Source organism: Ruegeria sp. K3 (assembly GCF_056531845.1).
Genome location: NZ_JBQFMM010000014.1, coordinates 37,932 through 61,923 on the forward strand (window position 1 = coordinate 37,932; position 23,992 = coordinate 61,923).

28 protein-coding genes and 1 pseudogene are annotated in these 23,992 nt (G+C 54.5%); 14 read left to right on the forward strand and 15 right to left on the reverse strand.

The annotated features are described in order from the left end of the window. Positions 1-42: 42 nt before the first annotated feature. A complete protein-coding gene (locus ACR0MP_RS20020) occupies positions 43-543 on the forward strand; it encodes an RES family NAD+ phosphorylase (RefSeq protein ID WP_480473300.1) in 501 nt (166 codons plus the stop codon). Between the two features lie 217 nt (positions 544-760). Here ACR0MP_RS20020 and ACR0MP_RS20025 read toward each other — a convergent pair whose 3' ends face one another. Together ACR0MP_RS20025 and ACR0MP_RS20030 are read right to left on the reverse strand one after the other, a co-directional pair. Further along, on the reverse strand, positions 761-2,320 hold the full coding sequence (locus tag ACR0MP_RS20025; RefSeq protein WP_480473298.1) for an acetolactate synthase large subunit: 1,560 nt from the start codon (positions 2,318-2,320) through the stop codon (positions 761-763). A 121-nt stretch (positions 2,321-2,441) separates the two neighbouring features. Continuing rightward, positions 2,442-2,627: pseudogene (locus ACR0MP_RS20030) on the reverse strand (hypothetical protein); the annotation flags it as partial. Between the two features lie 153 nt (positions 2,628-2,780). Here ACR0MP_RS20030 and ACR0MP_RS20035 point away from each other — a divergent pair. Then, on the forward strand, positions 2,781-3,398 hold the full coding sequence (locus tag ACR0MP_RS20035) for a GNAT family N-acetyltransferase (RefSeq protein WP_480473296.1): 618 nt from the start codon (positions 2,781-2,783) through the stop codon (positions 3,396-3,398). Between the two features lie 314 nt (positions 3,399-3,712). Beyond that, entirely contained in the window at positions 3,713-5,359 is a 1,647-nt protein-coding gene (locus tag ACR0MP_RS20040) for a tetratricopeptide repeat protein (protein ID WP_480887730.1), read from the forward strand. A gap of 320 nt (positions 5,360-5,679) precedes the next feature. Here ACR0MP_RS20040 and ACR0MP_RS20045 read toward each other — a convergent pair whose 3' ends face one another. Continuing rightward, entirely contained in the window at positions 5,680-6,459 is a 780-nt protein-coding gene (locus ACR0MP_RS20045; protein WP_480887729.1) for a HalD/BesD family halogenase, read from the reverse strand. A gap of 107 nt (positions 6,460-6,566) precedes the next feature. Here ACR0MP_RS20045 and ACR0MP_RS20050 point away from each other — a divergent pair, with 107 nt between their 5' ends. Next, entirely contained in the window at positions 6,567-7,481 is a 915-nt protein-coding gene (locus ACR0MP_RS20050) for a LysR family transcriptional regulator (protein ID WP_480887728.1), read from the forward strand. 182 nt (positions 7,482-7,663) lie between these two features. Here the strand turns inward: ACR0MP_RS20050 and ACR0MP_RS20055 are convergent, their stop codons facing one another. The 6 genes from ACR0MP_RS20055 to ACR0MP_RS20080 form a co-directional block, all read right to left on the reverse strand. Then, entirely contained in the window at positions 7,664-8,137 is a 474-nt protein-coding gene (locus tag ACR0MP_RS20055) for a GNAT family N-acetyltransferase (protein WP_480887726.1), read from the reverse strand. A 76-nt stretch (positions 8,138-8,213) separates the two neighbouring features. Further along, positions 8,214-8,585 (reverse strand): VOC family protein, encoded by a 372-nt coding sequence (locus tag ACR0MP_RS20060; RefSeq protein WP_010443837.1) that lies wholly within the window; start codon positions 8,583-8,585, stop codon positions 8,214-8,216. 48 nt (positions 8,586-8,633) lie between these two features. Further along, positions 8,634-9,311: a methyltransferase domain-containing protein gene (locus tag ACR0MP_RS20065; RefSeq protein ID WP_480887725.1), complete on the reverse strand. Its 678-nt coding sequence runs from the start codon at positions 9,309-9,311 to the stop codon at positions 8,634-8,636. A 29-nt stretch (positions 9,312-9,340) separates the two neighbouring features. Further along, a complete protein-coding gene (locus ACR0MP_RS20070; protein ID WP_480887723.1) occupies positions 9,341-9,760 on the reverse strand; it encodes a DUF6326 family protein in 420 nt (139 codons plus the stop codon). A gap of 62 nt (positions 9,761-9,822) precedes the next feature. Beyond that, the gene (locus ACR0MP_RS20075) at positions 9,823-10,479 is read right to left on the reverse strand and encodes a DUF2306 domain-containing protein (RefSeq protein WP_480887722.1); all 657 of its coding nucleotides are present in this window, start codon (positions 10,477-10,479) and stop codon (positions 9,823-9,825) included. A 34-nt stretch (positions 10,480-10,513) separates the two neighbouring features. Then, positions 10,514-11,134, reverse strand: coding sequence for a class I SAM-dependent DNA methyltransferase (locus tag ACR0MP_RS20080; RefSeq protein WP_171329872.1), 621 nt, complete (start codon positions 11,132-11,134; stop codon positions 10,514-10,516). A gap of 189 nt (positions 11,135-11,323) precedes the next feature. Here ACR0MP_RS20080 and ACR0MP_RS20085 point away from each other — a divergent pair, with 189 nt between their 5' ends. Both ACR0MP_RS20085 and ACR0MP_RS20090 read left to right on the forward strand, forming a co-directional pair. Beyond that, positions 11,324-12,238, forward strand: a complete 915-nt coding sequence (locus tag ACR0MP_RS20085; RefSeq protein WP_171329874.1) for a LysR family transcriptional regulator — start codon at positions 11,324-11,326, stop codon at positions 12,236-12,238. Positions 12,239-12,489: 251 nt separating this feature from the next. Further along, positions 12,490-12,855 carry a VOC family protein gene (locus tag ACR0MP_RS20090; RefSeq protein ID WP_480887720.1) on the forward strand — a complete coding sequence of 122 codons (366 nt, stop codon included), beginning with the start codon at positions 12,490-12,492 and terminating at the stop codon, positions 12,853-12,855. An 88-nt stretch (positions 12,856-12,943) separates the two neighbouring features. Here ACR0MP_RS20090 and ACR0MP_RS20095 read toward each other — a convergent pair whose 3' ends face one another. Both ACR0MP_RS20095 and ACR0MP_RS20100 read right to left on the reverse strand, forming a co-directional pair. Then, a complete protein-coding gene (locus ACR0MP_RS20095) occupies positions 12,944-13,540 on the reverse strand; it encodes an NUDIX domain-containing protein (protein WP_480887718.1) in 597 nt (198 codons plus the stop codon). 17 nt (positions 13,541-13,557) lie between these two features. Next, the gene (locus ACR0MP_RS20100) at positions 13,558-14,385 is read right to left on the reverse strand and encodes a GNAT family N-acetyltransferase (RefSeq protein ID WP_480887717.1); all 828 of its coding nucleotides are present in this window, start codon (positions 14,383-14,385) and stop codon (positions 13,558-13,560) included. 330 nt (positions 14,386-14,715) lie between these two features. Here ACR0MP_RS20100 and ACR0MP_RS20105 point away from each other — a divergent pair, with 330 nt between their 5' ends. Then, positions 14,716-15,615 carry a LysR substrate-binding domain-containing protein gene (locus ACR0MP_RS20105; protein WP_480887715.1) on the forward strand — a complete coding sequence of 300 codons (900 nt, stop codon included), beginning with the start codon at positions 14,716-14,718 and terminating at the stop codon, positions 15,613-15,615. Positions 15,616-15,637: 22 nt separating this feature from the next. Here the strand turns inward: ACR0MP_RS20105 and ACR0MP_RS20110 are convergent, their stop codons facing one another. Next, positions 15,638-16,090 (reverse strand): Lrp/AsnC family transcriptional regulator, encoded by a 453-nt coding sequence (locus ACR0MP_RS20110; protein ID WP_480887713.1) that lies wholly within the window; start codon positions 16,088-16,090, stop codon positions 15,638-15,640. A 123-nt stretch (positions 16,091-16,213) separates the two neighbouring features. Here ACR0MP_RS20110 and ACR0MP_RS20115 point away from each other — a divergent pair, with 123 nt between their 5' ends. From ACR0MP_RS20115 to ACR0MP_RS20135, 5 genes are all read left to right on the forward strand, one after another. Beyond that, on the forward strand, positions 16,214-17,053 hold the full coding sequence (locus tag ACR0MP_RS20115; RefSeq protein ID WP_480887711.1) for a PhzF family phenazine biosynthesis protein: 840 nt from the start codon (positions 16,214-16,216) through the stop codon (positions 17,051-17,053). Next, positions 17,050-17,427, forward strand: a complete 378-nt coding sequence (locus ACR0MP_RS20120; protein ID WP_480887709.1) for a nuclear transport factor 2 family protein — start codon at positions 17,050-17,052, stop codon at positions 17,425-17,427. The genes ACR0MP_RS20115 and ACR0MP_RS20120 overlap by 4 nt, the downstream gene beginning before the upstream one ends. A gap of 108 nt (positions 17,428-17,535) precedes the next feature. Next, positions 17,536-17,934, forward strand: a complete 399-nt coding sequence (locus tag ACR0MP_RS20125; protein WP_480887707.1) for a RidA family protein — start codon at positions 17,536-17,538, stop codon at positions 17,932-17,934. A 12-nt stretch (positions 17,935-17,946) separates the two neighbouring features. Beyond that, a complete protein-coding gene (locus ACR0MP_RS20130; protein WP_480887706.1) occupies positions 17,947-18,543 on the forward strand; it encodes a LysE family translocator in 597 nt (198 codons plus the stop codon). Between the two features lie 126 nt (positions 18,544-18,669). After that, positions 18,670-19,206: an AAA family ATPase gene (locus ACR0MP_RS20135; RefSeq protein WP_480887704.1), complete on the forward strand. Its 537-nt coding sequence runs from the start codon at positions 18,670-18,672 to the stop codon at positions 19,204-19,206. 182 nt (positions 19,207-19,388) lie between these two features. Here the strand turns inward: ACR0MP_RS20135 and ACR0MP_RS20140 are convergent, their stop codons facing one another. Next, complete coding sequence (locus tag ACR0MP_RS20140; protein WP_480489031.1) at positions 19,389-19,982, reverse strand: TetR/AcrR family transcriptional regulator; 594 nt, start codon at positions 19,980-19,982, stop codon at positions 19,389-19,391. Between the two features lie 103 nt (positions 19,983-20,085). On the opposite strand from ACR0MP_RS20140, the gene ACR0MP_RS20145 reads away from it, so the two are divergent. Together ACR0MP_RS20145 and ACR0MP_RS20150 are read left to right on the forward strand one after the other, a co-directional pair. Then, positions 20,086-20,511: a VOC family protein gene (locus tag ACR0MP_RS20145; RefSeq protein WP_170728043.1), complete on the forward strand. Its 426-nt coding sequence runs from the start codon at positions 20,086-20,088 to the stop codon at positions 20,509-20,511. 383 nt (positions 20,512-20,894) lie between these two features. Further along, positions 20,895-21,665 carry a VOC family protein gene (locus tag ACR0MP_RS20150; RefSeq protein ID WP_480489033.1) on the forward strand — a complete coding sequence of 257 codons (771 nt, stop codon included), beginning with the start codon at positions 20,895-20,897 and terminating at the stop codon, positions 21,663-21,665. A gap of 249 nt (positions 21,666-21,914) precedes the next feature. Here the strand turns inward: ACR0MP_RS20150 and ACR0MP_RS20155 are convergent, their stop codons facing one another. Further along, positions 21,915-22,145, reverse strand: a complete 231-nt coding sequence (locus tag ACR0MP_RS20155) for a hypothetical protein (RefSeq protein ID WP_480489035.1) — start codon at positions 22,143-22,145, stop codon at positions 21,915-21,917. 97 nt (positions 22,146-22,242) lie between these two features. Beyond that, positions 22,243-23,835, reverse strand: a complete 1,593-nt coding sequence (locus tag ACR0MP_RS20160; protein WP_170683955.1) for a tetratricopeptide repeat protein — start codon at positions 23,833-23,835, stop codon at positions 22,243-22,245. Positions 23,836-23,992: the final 157 nt, after the last annotated feature.

The window sequence follows — 23,992 nt, forward strand, 5'->3', positions numbered from 1 at the left end:
CTTTCCTATAACGCGACGCGCAAACGATCAGTGCCACCCGTTATGCTGACAGAAGTTTCCGGAGAATTCGTAAAGATTGTTTGGGCCGATGACCCAGACGTTCACCTCATGCGCGGCGCACCGGATCGCCCACCCGCCCGGTTCAATCGCCGGGGGCAGGACGCTTTGTATCTGAGCCCTGATGTCGAAAGCGCAAAAGTCGCTATTGGTCAGGACGTTAGGAAGGATGATCGCCCGCGGGTTGTGCTGACCTTCGAGGTGGAACGATGTGCGTTATTCGATCTGCGCAGCCCCGAAGCCGCGGATATCTATGCACTCGCCAGTCAGCCCTGGCGCAAACTCTTAGCTGCGGGCGGAGAGCCGTCTTCATGGCTCGCTGCTGATCGGCTCAGAACAGATCGGCATATCGGGTTGATTGACCCTTCGCGAAGGCGTCCGGGTCTTTGGCACATAACTTTATTTCGATGGAGCGAGCCAGGCGCACCTGGCGTGTTTCGGCGTAGTGAAGTGAAGCCGGTTTCCGTCCTGCCGGATTATCGGTGACGTTTAAGGTGCGACCAACTATCATTTCGCAATTATGGTCATCGCGAAAATTGGCTGTGTGGAGGACATTGTCATGAGTTCTCTTCTGGCACGCCAATGACATTTTTTTGCATGTTGTTTGAGCGCTCGTGACAGTCTGCTTTCAGTGCCAAAATGTAGCTTCGCTTTGGGTAACGAAAGGCGGCTTTGGGCCGCCCGTTTCAAAAAGAATTTGTGTTCAAGATGCTGGCGGGCACATGACTTCGATCAAGGAAGGGCCGTCACGTGATAGCCCCGCGGAAAGGGCTTTTGCAAAGCTATCGGTGTCTTCAATTCGTATTCCGGGAACCCCATGCCCTTTAGCGAGCGCTACCCAATCAAGCGTTGGGTTTTCCACATCAAACATTGCCTCCGCATTCTTGCCAAAACTCTCAACACCGACATTTGCCAGCTCATCTCGAAGGATTTGATAGCCGCGGTTTGCAAAAACAATCACCGTAACGTCCAGGCTTTCGCGTGCCATCGTCCACAAAGATTGCAACGTATACATGGCTGATCCATCGCCTGTTAGAGCAATTACTTTTCTATCTGGACATGCAATTGCTGCGCCGGTTGCGCACGGTAGGCAAAGCCCTATCGCACCACCGGTTCCCCCAAGCAAGTCATGTGGTCGCGCGGTTGCAGTCGGAGGAATGACGTGAAACCCGGACGTCACGGATTCATTGCAAACGATAGCATTCTCGGGAATGAGGGCCGCTAACGCTTGGCCGACTTTCGCTAGGGTGAGATCTCCGGTTGGGATTGGAGGCAGGTCGAGAGCGTATGTGTTCAGCTGTGTCTTGCTCGAAACACCAACCGCATCTGCCAGTGTTTGAAGAGTCCAGGCAATATCATCCGTCGGAGCACACAGGCTTGAAACCGTGCAACCGGCGGGCTCGGGTGTGCTCGGTTTGCCCGGGTATGCAAAGAAGGCAACGGGTTGGTCGGCGCCGATCAAAGTGATTGACGATGTCTGTTCAAGCTGAGCGATCTTGGGTGCAATTGGATACACAAGTTGATCCAATTTGGCAGCCCCGGCCCCCTTCGAAATTCGAGGGATTAGAGTATCCGCCAACAGGCGGCATCCGGTTTTGACGGAAATTTTTCCAGCCAGTACACGAAGTGGACCAAAAAGCGCGGAACCACCTATCATCAAAGCCGCGTTTGCAGTCTTCAGACGCATGGCTGCGGCCTCGATGCCTTCCAAGGACGGGCGATGAAGTGGTTGGGCCAGAATGCTATTCGTCGCAGGGCCAGTCGCTGCATCCCAAGCAGTATCGGCGGGAAGAACAAGAGTGGCGATCTGGCCGTTTTGAGATCGGGCGGCCTGGATGGCTGCGGCCCCGTCCGATGCGACGCTTGTGGCCTGATCAGAAACTCGTGTCCAATGGCTTATGGCCTGACTTACGCCAATAATGTCGCCTCTGAGTGGGCTTTCATAGCGCAGGTGATGTGTTGCGTGATCTCCCACCACATTCACGATCCCGGACCCTGATTTTCGGGCGTTGTGTAGATTGGCAAATGCGTTGCCTAGCCCCGGTGCAAGATGCAGCAGAGTGCCGGCGACGTCCCGTTTCATGCGGTAATAGCCATCAGCGGCGCCCGTCGTTCCACCTTCGAACAGGCACAGAACACAGTTCATCTCGGGATGTCTATCAAGAGCCGCAACAAAGTGCATTTCAGACGTGCCTGGATTGGCGAAAACCGTATCCACACCATTGTGAAGAAAGGTTTTGACTAACGATTCTGCGCCATTCATTCGATCACCGCCAACTCTGATTTCAACGAACTTTATGGGAGAGACAATCTAAAAGTAACTGAAAAAGCTTTCGATGATGTGCAGGCCGTCAATCGTCATCGATGCCCTCGCCCGTAAGACATGCCATGTTGAACAACGCGAAATCGCGGTGGTTTTCGGCCAGTTCAAGTCGAACTCGGGTCGCCCAGACATGCTTGGGTTTTGGCGGCCGCTTCTGACCGACGATACGTCCTTTGTTCCAGGTTGGGCGAAGCGCGCGAACGGCAGGTATGTTTGGGTTTCCATGACTGATCCTCCGATCCGCCATGCCCTCCCACAACGACAACCCGAAATTGACGAGAAACAATATTACAGGATGCTGCGTCGCCTCAGAGGCCTGCTGGGAGCTCGACGTAGCCATCCATCGTTGCTTGAGCAGGACAATAAATTGCGCATTTGACAACAAGTATTTGCGGCCCACATGCTGAAACGTGAAAATCGAGGTGTAACGACCAAAGGTAATTTCATGTTTAGATCATCAACCCGAAGTGAAGCAGAAAGTTTGTTAAGCGGACTTGCTCTTGGATTTTCTGCGGACCCGTTCATGCGTTGGCTGTATCCTGAACCTGCCGATTTCCTTACCCACTTCCCGCGAGTAATGGATTTCTTTGGCGGGCGTGCATTTGAACAGGGTAGCGCGTTTCGGAACGATGATTTCACTGCTGGCGCACTTTGGCTTCCGCCAAGCATTCACCCTGACGAAGAACGGCTTGTCGCCTGTTTTGAGCAGACGGTCTCACCAGAAAAGCATGATGCGTTGTTCGAAACCTTCGGGCAGATGGACAATTATCATCCCGATGAGGATTGCTGGCATTTAGCATTTATTGCGGTCGATCCAATTCGCCAAGGAAAAGGATTGGGGTCCGCGTTGCTTGAATGCTGCCTCAAACGTTGTGATGAAGATGGAAGACCTGCTTACTTAGAGTCGACAAACCCTACAAATCTATCGCTGTATAAGCGCTATGGTTTCCAAGAGATGGGTCTAATCAAAGCCGACCAAGCCCCACCCCTGTTTCCGATGTTTCGAGCCGCCCAATAGCGGTAGATCAAACGGCTGCATTGTCTGCAATCTGTGAGTTCGGCAGTTTCAGGATATTTATGTCCGTAGCGAATGGCCGGTCTGGTGAAGCCGCACTGCGGCACCAGTGACTGCGATGAATGTCTCTTATGGGCCGTCCTCATCTTTGTCAGACAGGCCCGCCAACAAGATTCCGAATCTGCACGGAGTTCCGCAAAGAGCCAAAAAGCAGCCAAAAGCTTGAGCAGGTACTCCAATACTCGCCAACTTGCGGCGTTGCTATCGACTGAAGGCGTTCCGTGATAAGCTTGGCGAATTTAGAGGGGAAAATCGCAATGGAGTACTACAACCTCGGCGACTACACTCGGAAGATTTCAACGTCGTCAGATAACGCTCAGATATGGTTCGACCGGGGCTTGGCGTGGACATATGCCTATAATCACGAAGAGGCGATTGTTTGCTTTCAAAAGGCTGTTGCCGCCGACCCCGATTGTGCGATGGCGCATTGGGGCATCGCGTATTGCATCGGACCGAACTACAACAAGCCTTGGGAAACCTTTGAGGACGACGAGAAGCCCGACTGCATCGCGTTAGCGAGAACATCAATCGATGCAGCTACAGCGCTTCTAGATCGATTGACACCAGTTGAACGTGCCCTGATCGAGGCAATTCCGGCCCGCTATCCAACCTCGTCAGATGTCGAGGATTTCAGCCCGTGGAATGACGCCTTCGCTGCTGCAATGCGCAAAGTCCATGCCGAATTCAGCAATGACCTGGACGTGTGCGCCGTCTTTGCCGAGGCTATCATGAACCGGACCCCTTGGCAGCTTTGGGATTTGCCGACCGGGAAGCCAGCCGAAGGCGCGGATACGCTTGAGGCAATTGGCGTGCTCGACACAGCGTTCTCCACTCTTCCTGGCGCATGGGAACATGCCGGGCTTCTGCACATGTACATCCACCTGATGGAAATGTCGCCGCACCCCGAACGCGCGCTGCGCCATGGCGATGCGCTCAGCACGCTGATTCCGGACGCCGGGCACCTACTGCATATGCCTACCCACGTCGACGTTTTGTGCGGTGATTACATGAACGTGATGCTTCGCAATCAAGCGGCCATCGTTGCCGACCGGAAGTTCCTGGAGCGCGAAGGCCCCGACAATTTCTACTCCGTTTATCGCTGCCACAATTACCATTTCAAGATCTACGGAGCTATGTTCCTTGGCCAACCTAGGGCAGCGTTAGAAGCAGCGGAAGAATTGATTGCGACATTGCCCTCGGAGACCCTACGCCCCATGGCCGACTGGTTCGAAGGCTTCATCCCGATGAAGCAACATGTTCTTATCCGGTTCGGACGCTGGCAGGAGATTCTCGATCAGGATCTGCCAGTGGATGAAGAGCTTTTCTGCGTCACTACCGCCATGATGCGGTACGCGCGTACCGTTGCCTTGGCGAACCAGCACAAGATTACCGACGCCGAGAGTGAAAAGGTAAGATTCTATGATGCTTTGGAGCAGGTGCCTGAAACCAGAATGCTGTTCAACAACACTTGCCGCGACATCTTGAAGGTTGCCGAGCAAATGATGCTAGGTGAGCTTGCCTATCACAAGGGAGAGCACGAGAGCGCTTTCGAACACCTGCGCAGATCGGTCGAGACTGATGACACGCTGCCCTACGACGAACCCTGGGGTTGGATGCAGCCCACCCGCCACGCGCTCGGCGCTCTCCTTTTGGAGCAAGGTCAGACGGTGGAAGCGGAAAGGGTCTATCGCGCCGACCTTGGTTTGGATGCAACGCTTAGCCGGGCCTGCCAGCATCCGGGCAATGTCTGGAGCTTGCACGGCTTGCACGAATGTCTGACTCGGCGCGGTGAAACCGTCGAAGCGCCCCAAATTAAATTACAACTGGACAAGGCCGCTGCCCGGGCCGAAGTGCCAATCAAGGCATCATGTTATTGTCGGCACAAAGCTTTGGTGGCCGAGTAATCGGCTATCAGACGAACAGTGTGAGTCAATTGCAACGTCTACTTTGTCCCGCATAGTGTGAGTTTGACAGGCCTCTATATCTGCGCGTGCAGCGAATGGCTGTTTCGGCGGGCCGCACCGCGGCAGCGAGATAGGGAGACGAACAGTAGGAACGGGCTGCCCTTGCAGGTGAACATAAGTTGGTATCCCATGAATGCTGTGGTCAATCTAATGGCGAATTAGTGTCCATGCCTCTGATCGCCGCAAGTGATTACAAAGTCGGCTTTCAATTTGCGCCTCGCATTTCCTTCCGCGGGACGCGTTCATCGTTATGAAATTTTTCAGTTCAGCCGCCCATAAAATGTCATGCGCGCTGCCTCGGAAAGCTCGACACCGGGTTCGGCATTGTAAGCCAGCACGGCCAGAACTCGCGTAAGGTCGCCCTCGTTCGGCGCTACCCGGTGTATCGAGTTGCGGCCACGGAAGAACACCAGTGTCCCAGCTTTAGCTTCCACCGTACAAACTGGTGCCTTTCCGTCCAGTATTTCGTCGACTTGCTCAAATCCCATTTCGCCGGAATCAGCATCACGTACAGCATTCACATACTCGAATTTCCCGCCTTTCTCCGGTGCCTGTACCATCAGCGTGATTGCAAAGGACGAGTTGTCAAAGTGCCAACCGAGCTCCTCGCCCTTCTCAGCGAAGTGGAGGTTGATGGACGAGAGTGGGTCAGCATATTCATGCATTGCCTCTTCGCCCAGAACGTCGCACAGGAAACTGCGAAAAACCGGGTCGTTGTAAAGTATGCGCAGCGCTGAGCCATGGGGCATCAGATCGTCGGTGATGCACCCCTTAGACGAAGTTACAAGCCGGTTGCGCGCGTGGTCGTCTGCGAAGTCTTTATCTTTCTCGGTCAGGTAAACATTGTGCTGTTTTGTAGATTTGAACACCTTGTCCTTGTTGGCGAGACCTTCATCGCGGATCGCATCAATCGCATCCTTCAGAACAAAACCCGGCATAACGAAGACGCCGGTATCATCAAACTCGTTCTTACAAGCCGTCCGGAATTCAACGTCAGCAATCGGGAAGGTGTCCAAATCGATAATGTCACGCAGTTCCATAGAGCTCTCCTGAATTCGTGTTTCTTTTGGAGTGGAGTATCAAGAATAGAAGGACAAATAAAATTACTTTTTGTTGCCTTTGATGTGAAAAAACTTATTCAAGGTACATGGCAAAGATAACACTCAAGCAATGTCTATACTTCAGGGCTGTGGCACAGACCGGTGGCATCACCTCAGCGGCGGAAACCGTGGGTATCTCACAACCGGCCGTGGCTCAGGCGATCGCCAAATTGGAAGATCAAACCGGCCTTGTACTGTTTCGACGCTTACACGCGCGCGGCATGGAGCTGACGGCGCAGGGCGTCGAACTTCTGCGCTACGCGGAACAAATGTTGACCTACGCGGATCACATGGAAGTCGCAGCGGCAGATATAGCTGCGCACCGAAAAGGAACTTTGCGTGTGGGTTGCTTTCAGTCGATTGCCCCGTTCTATCTGGCGCGCATTCTCAGTGGCTATCGCCAGAAAGCGCCAGGTGTCGTTCTTGAAGTCGAAGAACGACTGCAAGAGGAATTGATCATTGCACTTGACCGAAACGAAATCGACTTGGCGATCCTTTACGATCTGGGAATCGATGGCACGCGCTTCCAGGTTAAGCCCCTCGCGCCTGCGCATCTGTATCTAATCGTTCCGCCAGACCACCGGCTTTCAACCCGAGACTCTGTCTCTATCAGTGAAATTGATGGCGCCGATTTTGTGCTTTTCGATGCGCCTCAAAGTAGGGAGTTCTTTCTCAATCTTTTTTCTATGTTCGATATTGCGCCCAAAATCGCCTTCCGGTCGTCTTCGATTGAATCTGTGCGATGTCAGGTTGCCAACGGACTTGGGGTTTCGCTTCTCTCAATGAAACCAGCCAAAAACACAACTTATGATGGTGGCCATGTTGTGCCGATCAGGCTGGCCGAAAAGATGCCCCCGACGCATATCGTGATTGCATCGCATGCAGATACTCCGGAGAACACTCTGGCGGAACCGTTCATCGCCTATTGTCGTGATGAATTTGGGGACTCATATAGCCTCTAGATCAGATGCGAGTTGATCTAGGGTCCGTGTGCACCGTTGGCGTTCAGGCTTTGCACTCGCGGCGAATGGCAGCAATACGGGCTGCGAGGGCAGCATCCGGAAGGTCCACTGAATGGCGGCTATGGGCCGCGAGTTACAACACACTCTGGAGCTGGCGATGTACCAGAAATCGGACAATGCTGTCACTCTGTCGCAAGTTGAAATTTGAGGAAGGTCGCCCCGTCATAGTCGACTTCGCCAACCCGCCAAGCACCAAGTCTGTCGAGTGCCCGCAGGTTCGTGCGTGACGGTGGTAAAAGGAAGGTCACATACGGGATGCGTTCATCGGAAATTGCAAAGTCGATCGCCTTTCGCGAGATGCGCGGCCCGAGGCCAAACGTGTCGGGCCGCAAGACCAGTCCGAAATCCCACTCGGCTCCTTCTTTTTGAAATCCACCCCAGCCGACATATCGGTCATCGGACAAAAATGCCCAATGTCCAAGTCCGTCACGGTGCCAACACTCTTCCTTTTTGGCGACAAACCGCGCCACTGTCTCGGCATTCCAAGTGAATTTCAGAAGCGGCATATGCTCGGCGACACGAGGGTCGGACATGTGCGCCAAGATTTCGGCTGGGTCGATTTCCGACAATCGGACGAATTTTATTTCAGATCTCATTGCGGCGTCTTTCGATGTGCTCGTCTCTCATTGTCCGCTGGACGCGATATTTCAACAGCCAACTCTTTGCCTGCTGTCACGCTGGGACATACGCATTCAGTTTGTTGCCATCCAGATCCCGGAAATACCCTCCGTAGAAACCATGATCTCCGCGTGTGCCGGGGGGTCCCTCATCTGTTCCGCCAAGTTCGAGGCACTTGGCGTGAAGCGTATCGGCGGCTTTTCTGTTGGTCATTTTCAAAGCGACCATCACCCCATTTCCAACGCTTGCCGGTGCCCCATTGAATGGACAAGCAAGGCATAACGCAGGCTCGGCCCTTGAGCGGCCCCATGCGGCCATATCGCCGTGTTTCCAAAGACGGTTTGCGCCCACGCTCGAAAACAAGGCGTCGTAGAATTTCAGCGCGGCCTCGAAGTTGTTGGTTCCGAGGGTAACATATCCGATCATGCTTGATCTCCGTAGTTCTGTGGTCGTCATTTTCAACTTTAAGCCCGGCTACAAAGACCCCTGGGTTGCTGCGCCAGACCGCCTAGCAAGTAAGGTCGAGGCCGGACCATGGCTCGGAATTGCCCGCACTTCAAAATTTTCGAAACGCTCGATTGCCTGCATCAATCGGGAGCGGGACATAAATCGGCCGGTCCCGCGAAACAAAAGCGCCTGGCGCATGAGGCTGCCGGCAAGACCACGGGCAGGCTCATCCGCGCAAAACGCGAGACAAAGCGCGCCGCCGGCTCGAACAACCCTGCAAAGCTCACTCAAAGCCAGGTGGGGATCGGGGACGGTTTCCAAAGCCCAAGCACACGTCACAAGATCGAACGTGCCATCTTCAAACGGCAGGGACTCCAACCGTCCTTGTATCTTCGGCACAGGAATGTCGGCGCAGCGCGCAAGCATGGCCGCGGACGGGTCGAGAAGGGTCATCAAATTCGGGGGCATGCCCTCGGCAATCAATGCACGTGCCAGATTGCCGGTGCCGCAGCCAGCATCCAAAAACTTCGAATTCGGCGTCGCAAGTGCACGCACCAGGCCTTCCAGAGCGGCCTGCGCCTCACCGCCTGCATGACGCAGCCAGCGATGATGAAGTTTGTCATAACGAGGTGCGAGTTTGTCATAAAGATCAACCGCATCGCTTATAGGCGTTTCTGCCAACATCTCTTTGGTCCTATTGCTCATTCATCGTGTCCGCGGTGCGCACACGTTTTTTACGAAGAACTTGCGTCGGATTGCGGCGCGGTGTGTTCGTGCTCGGGCCACATCCATGCGGTCCAGAGAATTGCCACTAGGGCCACGATCTCGATGACGAGGTGGAAGGTGTCATCCATGTCGGTGGGGGCCGAGGAAAGGAGCGTACCGGTTGTGACGATCGCTGCAAGAAAGGTGACAGGGCGACCAATCCTGCGGGTTAGCAGGAGCGAAAAGAGCACCATCGCAATCGGCACTTGGACGAGGAAACCGCCCAAAAGCATCAGCCCTTCGGTGATCTCGATGCCGTTGTAATGGCCTGTCAGCAGCATCTCGATATGGGACGCGAGGACAAACTGGTGAATATCGCGAAAGATGATGTTGAGCAGTATGAACAGCCACAGGGCCGACAGAAGAATACGGGGATCGAGCCGTCTCATTTTGGTGTCTTCTTTCTGTGTTTCTGGAGTTTGCCGGTATCAGGTCGAGAGCACGACCGGGTTCAGATCACCGCGCCGGATGTACACGTCGCAAAGGCGCGGCGGATAAGGAGTTCCGCAATCGCAAGGTTGATGGCCCACGCCCCAACCATCAGGAGGTCTCGCGAAAACCCCTGCAGTTCGGTGTCAAAGAGGGCCATTGCGACCAGAAAGAGCGCGGTTTGCGTTGAGGCCCCTTGGCCGATGGCATAGGCGCGCAGCATCGCAGCGCGGTGCGCGGCGACGTTTCGCGACCGGATCGCGACGATGGCCCATGCGATGAGGGTGACCATCGCGAGGCCGAGCGTGACCCTTGCCCCGTAAAGTACTGGTCCCTGCAGGGCATCGGGAAATGCGTAGAACACGGTCATCCAGAGCCCGGTTAGTGCGCTGATGCATCCCGCTGCCGCCACAATCCGCCCGAGGGTCCTGTGCAGGGCCGAGCGGTAGCGCCTCAGGCTCGGCAGGAATTGCACAGCCCCCACAAGGCAGAAAACTGAACTGCCGAGGATATGCAATGTGATCGGGAGGGGATCGAACACCGCACGCGGGTTCGGCGGGATGATCGCCCGAGCGCCGAGAAGTTCCGGAAGCCGGACCAGCCCTACGACTGCCGGAATGAAAGAGTAGAGGAACACGAGGGCAAGGAACGCCCATTCGCGACGGCTGATAAAGTGCATGCTTCGGTCTCTCAGAATAAGGCGTCGGTCTGCCTCAGGCGGGCTTGCGCGCGACGATAAAGGGGCTCAGTCGGTTCTTTCCGAAGTACCGCGTCTGCTCGATTTCGAACCCGGCGCGGATCAGGTGTCGGGTCAATTCAGCGCGACTCAAGATGATCACATTAGGCGCGATCCGCACGGCCATGAGCACGCGAACCATGGCTCGCATCCAGCGCGGCGCGTCCTTCAGACAAACCGTCTTTGATATGAAGTGACCGCCGGGTTTCATTTGGTGGAATGCTGCATCCAGTACGGTGGGTATGTCGTCCACCAGGTGAAGCAAGCTGAACGCGCAAATGGCGTCGAACGGTTGGCTAGGAATGTGTTGCGCCGCCTCCGCCTGAAGAAATTCTGGTGTTCCCGCGGCATCGCCACCTGATCGTGACCGGGCGATCCGGATCATCTCGGCAGAGAGGTCGGTTGCGGTCACATGAGCGACGACAGGCGCGATCTTCCTGGCTGTGCCGCCTGTGCCGCAGCCGATTTCAAGAACGCGATCGGTCGATCGAAGAAGCGCAGTGACGCATTCCAGCTTTTCTTCGTAGGCGGTGACATCGGCAATAGGTTTCTTGGCGTACTTGGGCGCATGCCGGTCCCAGAAGGCTTGGGCAGTCATGTCGGTTTCCTTTGCGCGTTGCACTTCAGGTTTGAAGCGGCGCGGATGCGCCAGTCGTAAGAAACTGCGGAATGCATTGTGTCGCTTTCGATTGCAGAGACCGGGCCGATCTCGTTTCGCATCCGGTATCATCCATGCGCTCATAAAAGGTCGATTGCTTAAATTCGTCCACCTGCTATACGCTCATGAATGAACTGGCAGGCCGTTTCCTTCGATTGGAACCAGGTACGCGCCTTCCTCGCGACAGCGGAGGAAGGCTCGTTCAGCGGTGCGGCGCGCGTGCTGAAGACAACGCAGCCGACGATAGGGCGGCAGATCGGTGCGTTGGAGGAGGCACTTGGCGTCACGTTGGTAGAACGCAGCGTCCGTGGTCTTACCTTGACGGAAGCAGGGCGCGACCTGATTGATCACATGCGCACGATGGGCGAGGCTGCGACGCTCATCTCGATGGTGGCCGACGGTAAATCTCAGGATGTCACCGGAGAGGTCACGGTCACGGGAACGGACCTCTTGTCAGCAGCGATTCTGCCGGGCGTGCTCAAGCCGTTGAGACAGATGGCGCCGGGCATCCGCGTCCGCATTCTCGCGTCGAGTGAGATGCAGAATTTGACGCAGCGCGAGGCAGACATCGCGATACGCCACGTCCGCCCAGATCAGCCGGACCTGATCGCACGGCACTTGGGCGACTTTCGCGCCACTCTCTATGCCGCGACCGACTATCTCGATCGTGCAAGCCGCCCACGGACACCGCGCGATGTGGCTGCACTCGATTTCGTCGGCAATGCCGACCCCGAGAGGCTAATGGCCCCACTGCACAACATGGGCGTGCCCGTTCGCGCAGAGAGCTTCGTGATGTCGAGCGAGAGCGGTGTCGTCGCATGGGAATTGGTGAAAGCGGGCTACGGCGTCTCTATGCAGCCCGAAACGTTGGGCGAGGCTGAATCTGGCATAGAGAAGGTCTTGCCGGATTTCCCTTCGCTTGAGTTTCCAATCTGGCTGGTCACCCATCGGGAGTTACAGACCAGCCGTCGTATCCGGATCGTATTCGACCTGCTGGCCCGGGGTCTGTCAGACGTTGCGAAGCGCCGAAGTGGTGGCGATTAACAGGTGCAAAAGCGCCGAACCCGGAGCAAGTAAGGTCGCGTGGCAATAGTTGAAGCTGCGCTTGCACGAGTTCGTTTTGTCCGATGAGTGTACGTTAATGTTGGAAATGCTGCGCAATCGATCAACTTCCGCTTTGGGGAAGCTGCAATGCGGCAACTTATCTCGCGATGAACGGCTGGTTTGGGCCGCTTATCAAGTCTCACGGTTTGTAGTAGTGTGCTCCGAGGACATGATCGGGTTTGAATTCGACGATGGAAAAAGTATTAGGATTTGGAGGATTTTTCTTTCGGGCAGAAGACCCTGCCACCTTGGCCGTTTGGTATCGTGACAATTTGGGAATTGATCTCGTTCCCAATGATTATGAAACGCCATGTTGGACGCAAGAAGCAGGCGAGACAGTGTTTGCCCCGTTCGAAAAAGTAACAGAGTATTTCGGGAATCAGGAAAAGGCATTTATGCTGAATTTTCGTGTTCGTGACATCGATAGAATGATCGCACAGCTCGAATCCAAGGGTGTGGAAGTCCGCCGAGATCCAGATTCACCTTATCCGAATGGCAAATTCGCATGGCTCAATGATCCGGAAGAAAATCCAATAGAGCTCTGGGAGCCAGCTTAGCCTCCAGGGCGAGCAATCATGAAACTTCGCAATGCTCGAATTTTCCGTCTTAGGACCTGGGGTTTGGATTAAGAACAGGGGATTCTTCTCAGCTGCCGCCAGTCCTCGTCAGCTTTTCGATCATCAGTTGCTGTAGAAGAATGATGGTCTTTGCATCCCGAATTTCGCCCTCGGTAATCATCTGCATCGCGTCCATTAGTGGAATGTGCATAACTTCAATGTCCTCTCCTTCGTCGAAAGAACCACCCCCCTGGCCCGTTTGATCAGAGCCTGAATACGTACCTTTGAAGAAAGACAGAAACTCCGTGACTGAGCCTGGGCTCATATAGACGTCAAACAAGTGGATGAGTTTGTCGATCTGATAACCGGTTTCTTCTTCAAGCTCTTTACGTATTCGCTCATCGGCCTGAGCGCCGTCAAGCAACCCAGCGGGGGTTTCGATCAACCCATCAATCCCTCCATTGAGGAAAACTGGCAATCGGAACTGACGCGTGAGCAATACTTGATCTGTATCCGGGTTGTGCAACAGGCAAGTCGCCCCGTTGCCGCGATCATAGGCTTCTCGCGTTTGGCGCTGCCATTGGCCATTCTGGCGACGCAATTCAAACTCGTATTTGGTTAGAACGCCCCAATCATTTGCCAGAATTTGCTCTGAAACCGGGCGAAACATCTGGCTTTCGGGCATTTTCCCGCTCCGAATCGTCATAGGTTCATGCTCAATTCAAATTGGCGGACTGTCGGTACAGCTACGACACTTCCAAGAAACGACTGGAACTCTGTTGATGAAACGTCAACGTTAAGCAGGCGAAGCGTGTCGCCAGCCTGACACGTGTGAAGCAATGAACTGCCGATCCCTTCCCGTCTTCGGTCTTTGCGAACGCAAATTTGGGCAAGGGTATTGTTTGTTGGCAAAATGACCGCATAGGCCGCCAAACCAAGGTTATCGGATATGGCCCAGCATTGTGCTTCATCCGCTACGGCGCTGACGGACGCGATGTCGTTTTGCCAGGAGGGTTCCAATTCGATCATTGCGGTGGCGTCGCTCTGAATCTCCCTCCAGGGTACCTTTCGCACCATACCAGGAGCATCGGTACTCGGCAGCGGTGGAACGTCATAACACTGCAGAGTCCGGGCAGTTTTCATTCCCAGAGACGCGTACAACTCAAATGCCTTGCTGTTATCGGCCATTACCTCGGTCTGGAAACTTACCGTGTCTCGTTGTTGAAGGTGCACAAGGCAATCGTCCGCCAGTCTCCGTGCCAATCTCAACCGTCGGAACGCAGGAACTGTGCCGCTTGCAACTAGGTAGCTGCGGCGTCCGCGCAAAGACATCAACCAAATGGCAGCGATTTGTCCTTCAACAAGCGCAACATGCGAGGCTTGGCGATCAAATCCCCTTTGCTTCAACATGAAAGCAAATGACTGCCGGGTCAGTTGCATTGGAACTGCATAGTCCGAAAACGCGCTGTTCATTGCCAGGCGCAAATCCTCGAGCGGGACGTGTTCAGCCGATACGATCTTTGGGTTCATAAACTGTCCACTTGCAAGAGTTTGAAACAACATTTCTGACTTAGCGGCGCTTTCGCATTACCAGGATGATCTTTGAAAGTAACACCTTTCCGGTGGCGCTGGGTAATCCATGCCAATGTCCCTTTTCATGTGGCCAGACCAGTGTTGAAACTCACCTAAGTGAACGGTTTTTTTCCCGCGGGTTGCATTAAGTCGATTCAGATAGATTTGAAAATACGCCAGCCTTTTCATATGGTCCTCGCATTCATTGATTTGATGGCTGGCATACGTTTGACCGGTTGAATGGCAATAAAACAAACAAAACAGAGTCCAAACACATAAGGAGCGTAAATGGCTTCCCGAGGTGATCTTCCGCCATTGGCTGCAATTCGGGTTTTTGAGAAGGCCGCGAGGTGCAAAAACTTCACAGTTGCGGCAGACAAGCTTGGGATGACTCAGGCTGCTGTCAGCTATCAGATAAAGATCCTTGAGGAACGGGTCGGCGCACCACTCTTCCGCCGCGAGGCGCGCGGAGTATCCCTGACAGACATTGGAGCTGGTTTCGCAGAAAAGGCGACCGACGCGCTCAACGTTCTGAGTGACGCATTTGCCGAGGCCAAAGGCGTTTCTCAGGAAAAGCTTGCAATCAGCGTCATTCCAACATTTGCCACCAATTTCCTGGCACAGCACCTGGGGGGATTTCAGGTGGAAAATCCCAATATTGCGGTGCGGGTGGAAGTGAGTGAAACCCTGACCGATTTTGTCTCCAGCGGTTTCGACGTTGCCATTCGCGGCGGCAAAGGCGACTGGCGTGGGCTATCGAGCCATCTGCTAATCCAAACCCGTTTTACCCCAATGTTGAGCAAGGATCTGGCTGAAAGCATCGGCGGCGTTCAGGATCCCAAGGACCTAATGCGCCTCCACATCCTGTCACCCTCCGATCCATGGTGGAACCGTTGGCTTGCAGAGGCGGGATTGGCAAGGCCGGAACTGTCAGACGAAATCCGCCACCATTTCGGCCCGCAGGTATTGGAAGCCAACGCCGCCATTTCTGGCCAGGGCGTCGCAATGCTGACTCCTGCGTTCTTCAAGGATGAGCTTGCAAGCGGGCGATTGATTCAACCGTTCAATCTGACTTGTGAAGATGGATCAGGCTACTGGCTTGTCTACCCGGAGAGCCACCGCAATTCGCAAAAGATACGGCGGTTCAGGAAATGGCTGGAAGCAAAGACCAAGGACTGGCGCTCGTAGATGCCAAAAGCCGTTCCGAGATCTAGGGCTGGTCGAGGGGCGGCAATCTGTGCTCGAAGATCGAAGATTTTACGATGGACGTGTTGGTCTCAGCTCGGTCGTGGAAGAGCAGAAGGATATCGTCGAGTTCGCTGATCTCTTTCAAAAGCAGTCGCGCGACATAACAATCGTCGCCAGTGACCCTGTCACATGACATAAAGCGAGGCTGCTCCTCGATCATCTTCTCTACAATGTGAAGCTGCCCACTTCTTGGTTTGATCCTGACAAGAGCCTGGATTGTATAGCCAAAACGTTTCAAATCGATACGGGCACCAAAACCCGTGACGTATCCGCTTTCCTGAAGGTGGCGCAGGCGTTCCCCGACGGCAGGGCCGGAGAGATCTACGTTCTTTCCTATGTCTGCGAGGCTGGTACGGCCATAGGAATCGAGAAGCTCTACGATTCGGCAGTCTGTTTGATCCAGTTCTTTCGACATGAAGGAAGTTTAGAGAACCGGGCAATGATGTGAAAGAAGATTTTCAATTTGCCCTTCATCAGTGCTGGGACATTTCCCGGGTCTTTCCGATAGTTTGCCGCAAGCAGAACTAAGGAAACAAAGATGGATATCCAGCGTATTGCGGCATTTAGCCAAGGAGCGGAAGGTGGAAATCCGGCAGGTGTGGTACTGTTGGAAAGCGACGCCAGTGTCGAGGAAATGGCCCGGGTCGCGGCTGAGGTCGGATATTCAGAGACTGCGTTTGCCGTACCACAGGATGGCGGGAAAAAGAGTTGGCGCGTTCGTTACTTCTCTCCTGAATCTGAGGTTCCATTCTGTGGCCATGCAACAATTGCTCTGGGCGCCGCGCTCGGGCGACACAGTGGGGCTGGCACCTATTCCCTGACCCTGAATGACGCCACGATCACAGTGGACACGGACACGACACCCGACGGCGTGGTGGCCACATTGTCGTCACCCCCGACCAAAAGCCGCGCCATGACAGATAGTGAAACGCGCGATATCCTGACGCTCTTCAATCTGACAGCGGATGACCTCGATCCGCGCCTAGCCCCGGCACATATCCATGGTGGTGCTGATCACGTCGTACTGCCGCTGAAGAGTCGAACCCGACTGGCTGGAATGACATATGATCTCGACAAGGGGCGGCAGGTGATGCGCGATCATAATTTGGTCACTGCGATGCTTGTCTTCATAGAAACCGATCAGACATTCATTGCGCGCAATGCATTCGCTTCGGGAGGTGTTCTGGAAGACCCGGCAACGGGCGCGGCAGCTGCAGCCTTTGCAGGGTACCTGCGCGACTGCAACTGGCCACATGGGGGTGAATTCACCATTCGGCAGGGTGAAGACATGGGCAGTCCTTCACTAATCAGTGTCTCATTAGATGATGTAAAAGGTAACTCGGTACGGGTATCCGGCACTGCGCGAGACATAGTATGAGTGACCTTCCCGAAGTAATTGCAGCCTATATAGAGGCCTACAACCAGATGGATGTGGCCAGTTTGATCGCGTGCCTTTCTGATGACGTGGTGTTCCGAAACATCGTCGACGGAGATGTCACGGTCGAAACGTCAGGGAAACAAGCCTTTTCCGATTTGGCCTCTGCCGGCGTGCAAGCGTTCAAAAGCCGTCAGCAAACGGTGACAAACATGATAACGGTCGAAGCTGTTACCTTGGTTGAGATCGACTATTCAGCGGTGGTTTCAGCTGATTTGCCAAATGGGTGGAAAGCAGGGCAGCAGCCGCGATTCCGCGGCGCATCTGCGTTTCGTGTTGAAGCCGGTCGGATCGTCAGTATTACCGATCAGAGCTGAGCGAGCCAAAACAAACATTGATGCCTGACCCTGATGTTTTGTTGGTGTTGATGTTCGACTTCGCCCAAGTTTTCGGCGGCAACACTACGAACACGCAAAGGAAATCAGATGATTAACCGTTTGGCTCCGGCCTCGCTGCGCGCTGTACCGGAACAGTATCAAGGTATCTATGTGCACGGCACCCAGATCACTGCTCCGCAGTCGTTTTTGTTTTTGTCAGGGCAAATCGGCGTCTCTCCGGATGGCAAAACCCATACGGGATTCGAGCAGCAATGCCATCAGGCGATGGACAACGTTGAGGCACTTCTCAAAGACGGCGATCTGGATACGTCCGACATTCTGCGCGCTGTTTACTATGTCACCGACGCGGTTTTCCTGCCCGAGCTTTCCAAACTGCGTCAGGCCCGTTGGAACCAAGGACATCCGCCAGCGGTAACTACGCTGGTCGTTGCTGCCCTCGCAGCACCAGATCTTCTCGTTGAAATCGAAGTTACTGCGGCCCGCTGACCTGGATGACACATGCCGGATCAGATTTGGGCTCTTATACTCTTTGCGCTGATCGCCACCGGCTCTCCCGGTGGGGCAACAGCGCTTGCAACAGCTTCTGGCGCGCGGTTTGGCTATCGGCAAAGCCTGCCTTTGATTCTAGGGATCGCCATTGCACTCGCGCTGCTGGTGGCCGTGTCCGGAACCAGTCTTGCGGCCACGCTGCAATCCACGCCTTTTCTGAATTCTGCTATTAAAGCAATAGGGTCAGGGTACCTTGTTTGGCTGGCACTGAAAATTGGGTTGGCCGGATCACCTTCGGCCACGCGCTTAAGCGAGGCACAACCCATGAGTTTCCTCGTCGGGGCGGCGCTGTTGCTTGTCAATCCAAAGGCTTGGGCGATGGCGGTGGGAGTCGCTTCATCTTTCTCCAACTTGGTCTCAGATCCCTTTTTGCTTGGCAGCATTCTTGCCGCTGTGTTTCTGGCGTGCGCTTGTGTTTCCCTGTCGCTTTGGGTTTTGGCAGGAGGGTTCATCGCAGATTTATTGCGTACTGACCGTCATTGGCACATCTTCAATGGAGCAATGGCGACACTCCTATTGGTTTCGATCCTACAGCTTTGGATTTAAGGGAAATGAGTTCACAGCTTTATCGGGCCGCACTGTCGTAGGTGGGACTAAAGCCTTATCATAGCCTGAAATATCACTGCGTTTTCAAACGTGATCATGAATTGAATAGATGACGAGGTTTGATCCTTGAGAAATGGGTTCATCTTGCTGACGGGTTGTTCAGGTGGTGGAAAATCCACGCTTCTCGATGCCTTGAGTGAGCGTGGTTTCGCGACCGTATCGGAACCGGGTCGGCGTATCGTAGAGGAAGAAATTGCTGGTGACGGCAAAGCCCTGCCTTGGAGAAACATGAAAGCCTTCGCCATGCGCGCCGTCGAAATCGCTCGATCTGACTTAGAAGCGGCTCGACAACATCAAGGTTCAGTGTTTTTTGACAGGGGGCTCATTGATGCGGCGGTTGCATTAGAATACTCGCGCGGACCATCGCTAGGTGAAACGATTGGCGACGCCCGTGTTTACTCCGAGCCTGTATTCTTGTTTCCACCTTGGAAAGAGATTTTCGAAAGTGACGCTGAACGCAAACATGATTTTCAAGCTGCGGTAGAAGAGTATCATCGCATAGAATGTGCTTTGAATGACCTTGGTTACGAGGTTTTAGTTTTACCAAAGGTATCCGTGAACGAACGGGTTGAATTCGTGCTGGATGAAAGTGGAATTACTTAGTTCGGATGACTGCTTGGTGCGCGATTTGGTCATCAAAAAGCTCTGAGAATTTCGCGCGAGCGCCAATGTCCGCAATGCGGGCTGCGACCACAGCATGTGACCGGCCGGTGAATGACCTGTTTGGGCCGAGTAACTCACGGAAGAAAGGGTAGGGACCCATACTGCGGGGCTTCCGAGGTCTGCTAGTTGCCCTTGAGTACTTCACCAATCAAATGGTTCATAACCTCCTTGTAGACCTCCGGATCGCCCCCATAGGCGATCTCAAGAGCGGCGCGATCAAACGCGGCCGACAACAAATTAGTCAAAGCATCGATCTGTTTTGGTGAATGCTTAGGAAGAGCCCGCGAAAGCCCTTCACGAAGTTCCTCTGTTCCATTGGCCCGGGTCAACGCGACAGCGGTGCTGTGCCCTAATACCGCTGGGGCCTCTTCCATCAGGAGGCGCACCCGACCTGGAACCAACATCGCATCAAAAAAGGCATTCGATCCTGCCATCATGGCCTGTTCGGGATCGGCCACATTGCGCGTTTCCTGGTCAATATGGTGTGAGATTGCTTTGGCCTCCTCTTCTGCGACGGCGCGGAAAAGGTCAGCCTTGTCCTTGAAATGATGATACAGCGCGCCGCGGGTGACGCTGGCTTTACGTACGATGTCTGGGGTTGCAGTGTCGGCAAATCCCGAATCCACAAACAATTTGCGGGCAGCCTCTACGAGTTTGGCACGCGTTTCGGCGCGTCGGTCTGCCTGGCTGCGTCGGGCGGGTTTTTCTGGGGGCAAATTTAACGGCTCCGAATATCACTACAAGCACCTTACATACATCTTGCATGTATTTGCAAATTGATGATACATACAAAGTGCATGTAAGTTAAGGAGATCAAAAATGCGTGTCACTCAATATTATCCGGTCATTCAGTCTGAGACGGTTTCTGAGACGGCAGAGTTCTATAAACGTCACTTTGGCTTCCGCGCAGCGTTCGAGGCGGATTGGTATGTGCATCTACAAAGTGAAGCGGATCCGTCGGTCAATCTCGCGATCGTCCAGTCGGACCACGAGACGATCCCGGAGGTTTCCCGCGGTGCGTCTAAGGGCATGATCCTCAATTTTGAAGTCGAGGATGTCGACAAAGTGGATGAACGACTTCGGTCGGAAGGAGTTCCGGTGGCAAAGTCACTTGTGAGCGAGCCGTTTGGCCAACGCCATGCGATATATCGCGATCCAAACGGGGTACTGATTGATGTTATCACTCAGATCCCACCCTCAGAGGAATTCCTGTCTCAATATGCAGCCGACGCGGTACCGTCGTAATTCAGGGTGCCGGATGGCCAGGTTGGTTCGAAGCAGTTGGAACGATTTGCCCGCGTGTAAAGCGACCAATTCTGGACAGATCAGTGGCCTTTGCCGAGTTGGCCACCTTTGGTACTGGGGCGGCCTTATTATCTGTGCCCATGTTCGAACGCTACACCGAACACGGCCGCCTGATACAACCCTTCAGTGAAGCCGTTAACGCTGGTAAATATTGCTTCGCCTAGCCTTCGGATCGCCCCGCAACGGATGCTATGGGTAAATTTGCAGAATGGCTGACCGCCAACGGAGCCACTGAATTAAGTGATTTCACGGACCAGAACCGCGCAAATTGATCTGCATCAATATTTGGACCGCAAACGAGAGTTATGGCGAACGGAAGCAGTTTGGATGAAGTCGCGGTGACAAAAGAAAAAGTTGGCCGAGTTGTCTGGCACGATCTTTTCACGCCTGATGTGGAAGCTTCCAGGTCATTTTACGAAAGCGTGGCAGGTTGGAGCTATATTGTCGAACACGCCACAGATTTCGCATGGGGCGGCGGCCATCGAGATTTTGTCCTCGCCACTCTCGATGGAGAGGCAGGGGCCGGGGTCGTTTCTCAAAATCAGGTGTCCTTTGAAGGCTGGATTCCTTATATTGAGGTCGAAGACGTAGATCAGGCTGCCAAGCTCGCCGCCCATCTCAAAGGATCGGTAGTGAAACCGCCCTTTGAAGTTCCAGGGGTTGGTCAGAACTGCCTCTTGCGTGATCCGCTTGGCGCGTTCTTCGGTATATCTGTTTCGCGTCACGACTATCCTGTCCCCGCTCGTCAGTTTACGCACGAACACTACCTATCTCGCGGCGGCGCATTCCCGGACAACTTCTACCACCAAATGTTCGGATGGAATCTCTCACCTGCTAGAAACGTACCTTCGTCACAGAGACTGATTAGTTTGAATAAGGACGTGTTGGCGATATGTGCAGCGGAACCTGCAGCTCCCAACAACAACGTTGCGTGGGCGCCGGGTGTTCGCGTCCAATTTCTCGAAAACGCACTCAGCAAGATCAACTCAGGCTCAGGTTCCGTGCTTGCTCGTCATCAGAAAAATAAAAATACTTTTGAGAAGGGTCTGGTATGCGATGCAACTGGGGCATTGTGCTGTGTCGTCCAGAATTGATGCTCGGTCGCAAGGTTCGCAGTCTATTGTCTATAACGGCATCCTCAAGTGGGTCAAAAATCTCAAATCCGATCTTGGTGCTAGCTTTCGCAATCGCAGCGAATACAGGAAAGCGTGCCGCTACCGTCGTGTAAGAGAACTATGCTTAAGGTTCGGGTTGGGGCGATCGCACTTGATAGTTGTTGGAATTGCACACATACAACATCCTGATGAGAGTCGGCGTGGATTGGGTTTGTGAAGTAGGGCCGGCTAATCGAGAAATTCGTCGATGGTCGAGGCGACATCAACCGCGGTTTTTACATCGGACATGCTGGTGTTCTCAAAGGCGCTGCCGCTTTCAACACCTGGCCTGAGCCTCTCATAAATGGATAGGATTTCCTCTTCCAGTTTGGTCGGCTTTTCTTCGGACCAGCTGGCCTTGGTTTTTGCGATGTCCGTTGCGAGTTTCATAAGATCAAGGCGCTGAGGCAGAGTTAGCATTGGTTGGTTCCGGGTCTGTTTGCGATGTCAGGACCAGCCTGCGCACAGTGGTCGAACGGGCAGAGTGAGTCACCGTTAAATTCCTGACGGCCGGACCTCAGTCCAGCGCCCCGGTTGCGCGCAGCGCCTCAGTCATTTTCTGTGAGATGTCAGATGGCACATGCCAGATCGCGTAGAGCGTCTGGATAAAACGGTCAACATCGGGAATGTTGGTCTTCAGGGCCAACAGGGTTGAATCCAGGTCGGCGTCCGGTTCCGTGTAAGGGATGCACATAAGCTCAAGCACTTCAGAACCATTCCACATGCCACCACCGACTTTGCGCGCCGCTGAACGCGCGCCGCTGTAATCATCTTTCATGAAACAGATCAGGAACGTGCTTGCGTGGTACCAGCCGGGCGGGTTGGGGCTCAGCTCGATCGCGCGGGCGCTCAGTCTCGCGGCCTGTTCAAGATCGCCGCGCAACGCAAAGCAGGCCGCCAGATCGGCCAACATGTCTGGATAATTCGGATTGGCCCGCAATGCTTTAGCGGCCGCTTCTTCAAAGCTTTCGAACTCTCCACGATGAAAATGGGTCAAAAACAACGCGTGCTGGCCGGTTGCGTTCAGCGGATCCAGAGCGACCGACCGCTGTGCGGCCTCCAGCGCGCGATCAAAGGGCGGGGGGGACTTGCGAAAATTGAACCCGCCGCGCAGTTCGTCGCCGTAGACAATCGCGAGCATCCCCCAGGCGCCGGCATATTCGGGATCAATCTCAACGGCGCGCTCCAGCAGGTCGCGGACCTTCTTGTGTTTTTTAACCGTGGGTTCACGCCAGTATTCGGTGGCCAGCAACCTGCACTGATAGGCATCCAGCGTGTGCGTCTGTGCCCTGCGCTGCACTGCACCTGTTCGATGGATCACTCCGTGGGGTTCCGCGATTTCCGTGGCGATCCGGGCGGCGATATCGTCCTGAATTTCAAATAGGCTGTCCGCGCTCAGGTCGCGGTCATAAGTGTCCGCGGAAACCTGTTGGCCGGTTTCCGCGTCAATAAGCTGGGCGGTGACGCGCAGCTTGTTGTCCCAATGTCGCACGCTGCCTTCGACCAGATATTGGACGTCGAGTTCGCTTCCGACCGCGCGCGGATCGCGGCCGCGGCCGCGAAAGCGAAAGGTGACGTGCCGGGACAGCACGCTCACCTCGCGAAACCGGGCGATGGCCGAGATGATTTCCTCGGTAAACCCATCGGCCAGATATTCCTGCGACGGGTCTCCGCTCAAGTTGTCAAAGGGCATCACGGCCACCGCGACCCGTCCGGTTGCCGCCGGGGGCGTTTCGGCATCGGTCCGGCGTTCGGGGTCAAACGCGATCTCAAAAACCGGGGCGTAGGACCCCTTGGGAATATGTATTCGAACCGGGTCCTCGCGCCCTTCCTGAGCGTAATAGAGATCCAGCCGGCTGCGCATTTTATTGGCCTGAACCCGAACGATCGTGTCGATGGTGGGGTCGAAATCCTCGGGCTTGTCGAAAACGTCAATGCCGATTGCATAGCCTTTCAGCGTCTCGGACCGACCCGCTAGCGCTTCGCCGACAATATGCGACAGAAAGCGGTTCAGGCGCGTGGTATCCGCGAAATGCGGACTGACGAGGACGCGCTTCAACTGTTCCTGAATAGCGCTTGGATCGATGGCAGAGCTTACTTCGGCAAGCATGTTTCCCTCCGTCGCTCAACTTTGTCCGATGACGAGCAGCGCCACAAGACAGCGCGACGGTTTAACCGTGACTCACTCGGATGCGGGCCGTGGATCTGCGAGGGTCTGGGCCATGGCGCTCAAAAGAGCCCAGCAAACATATGACCCATGAAAGGAC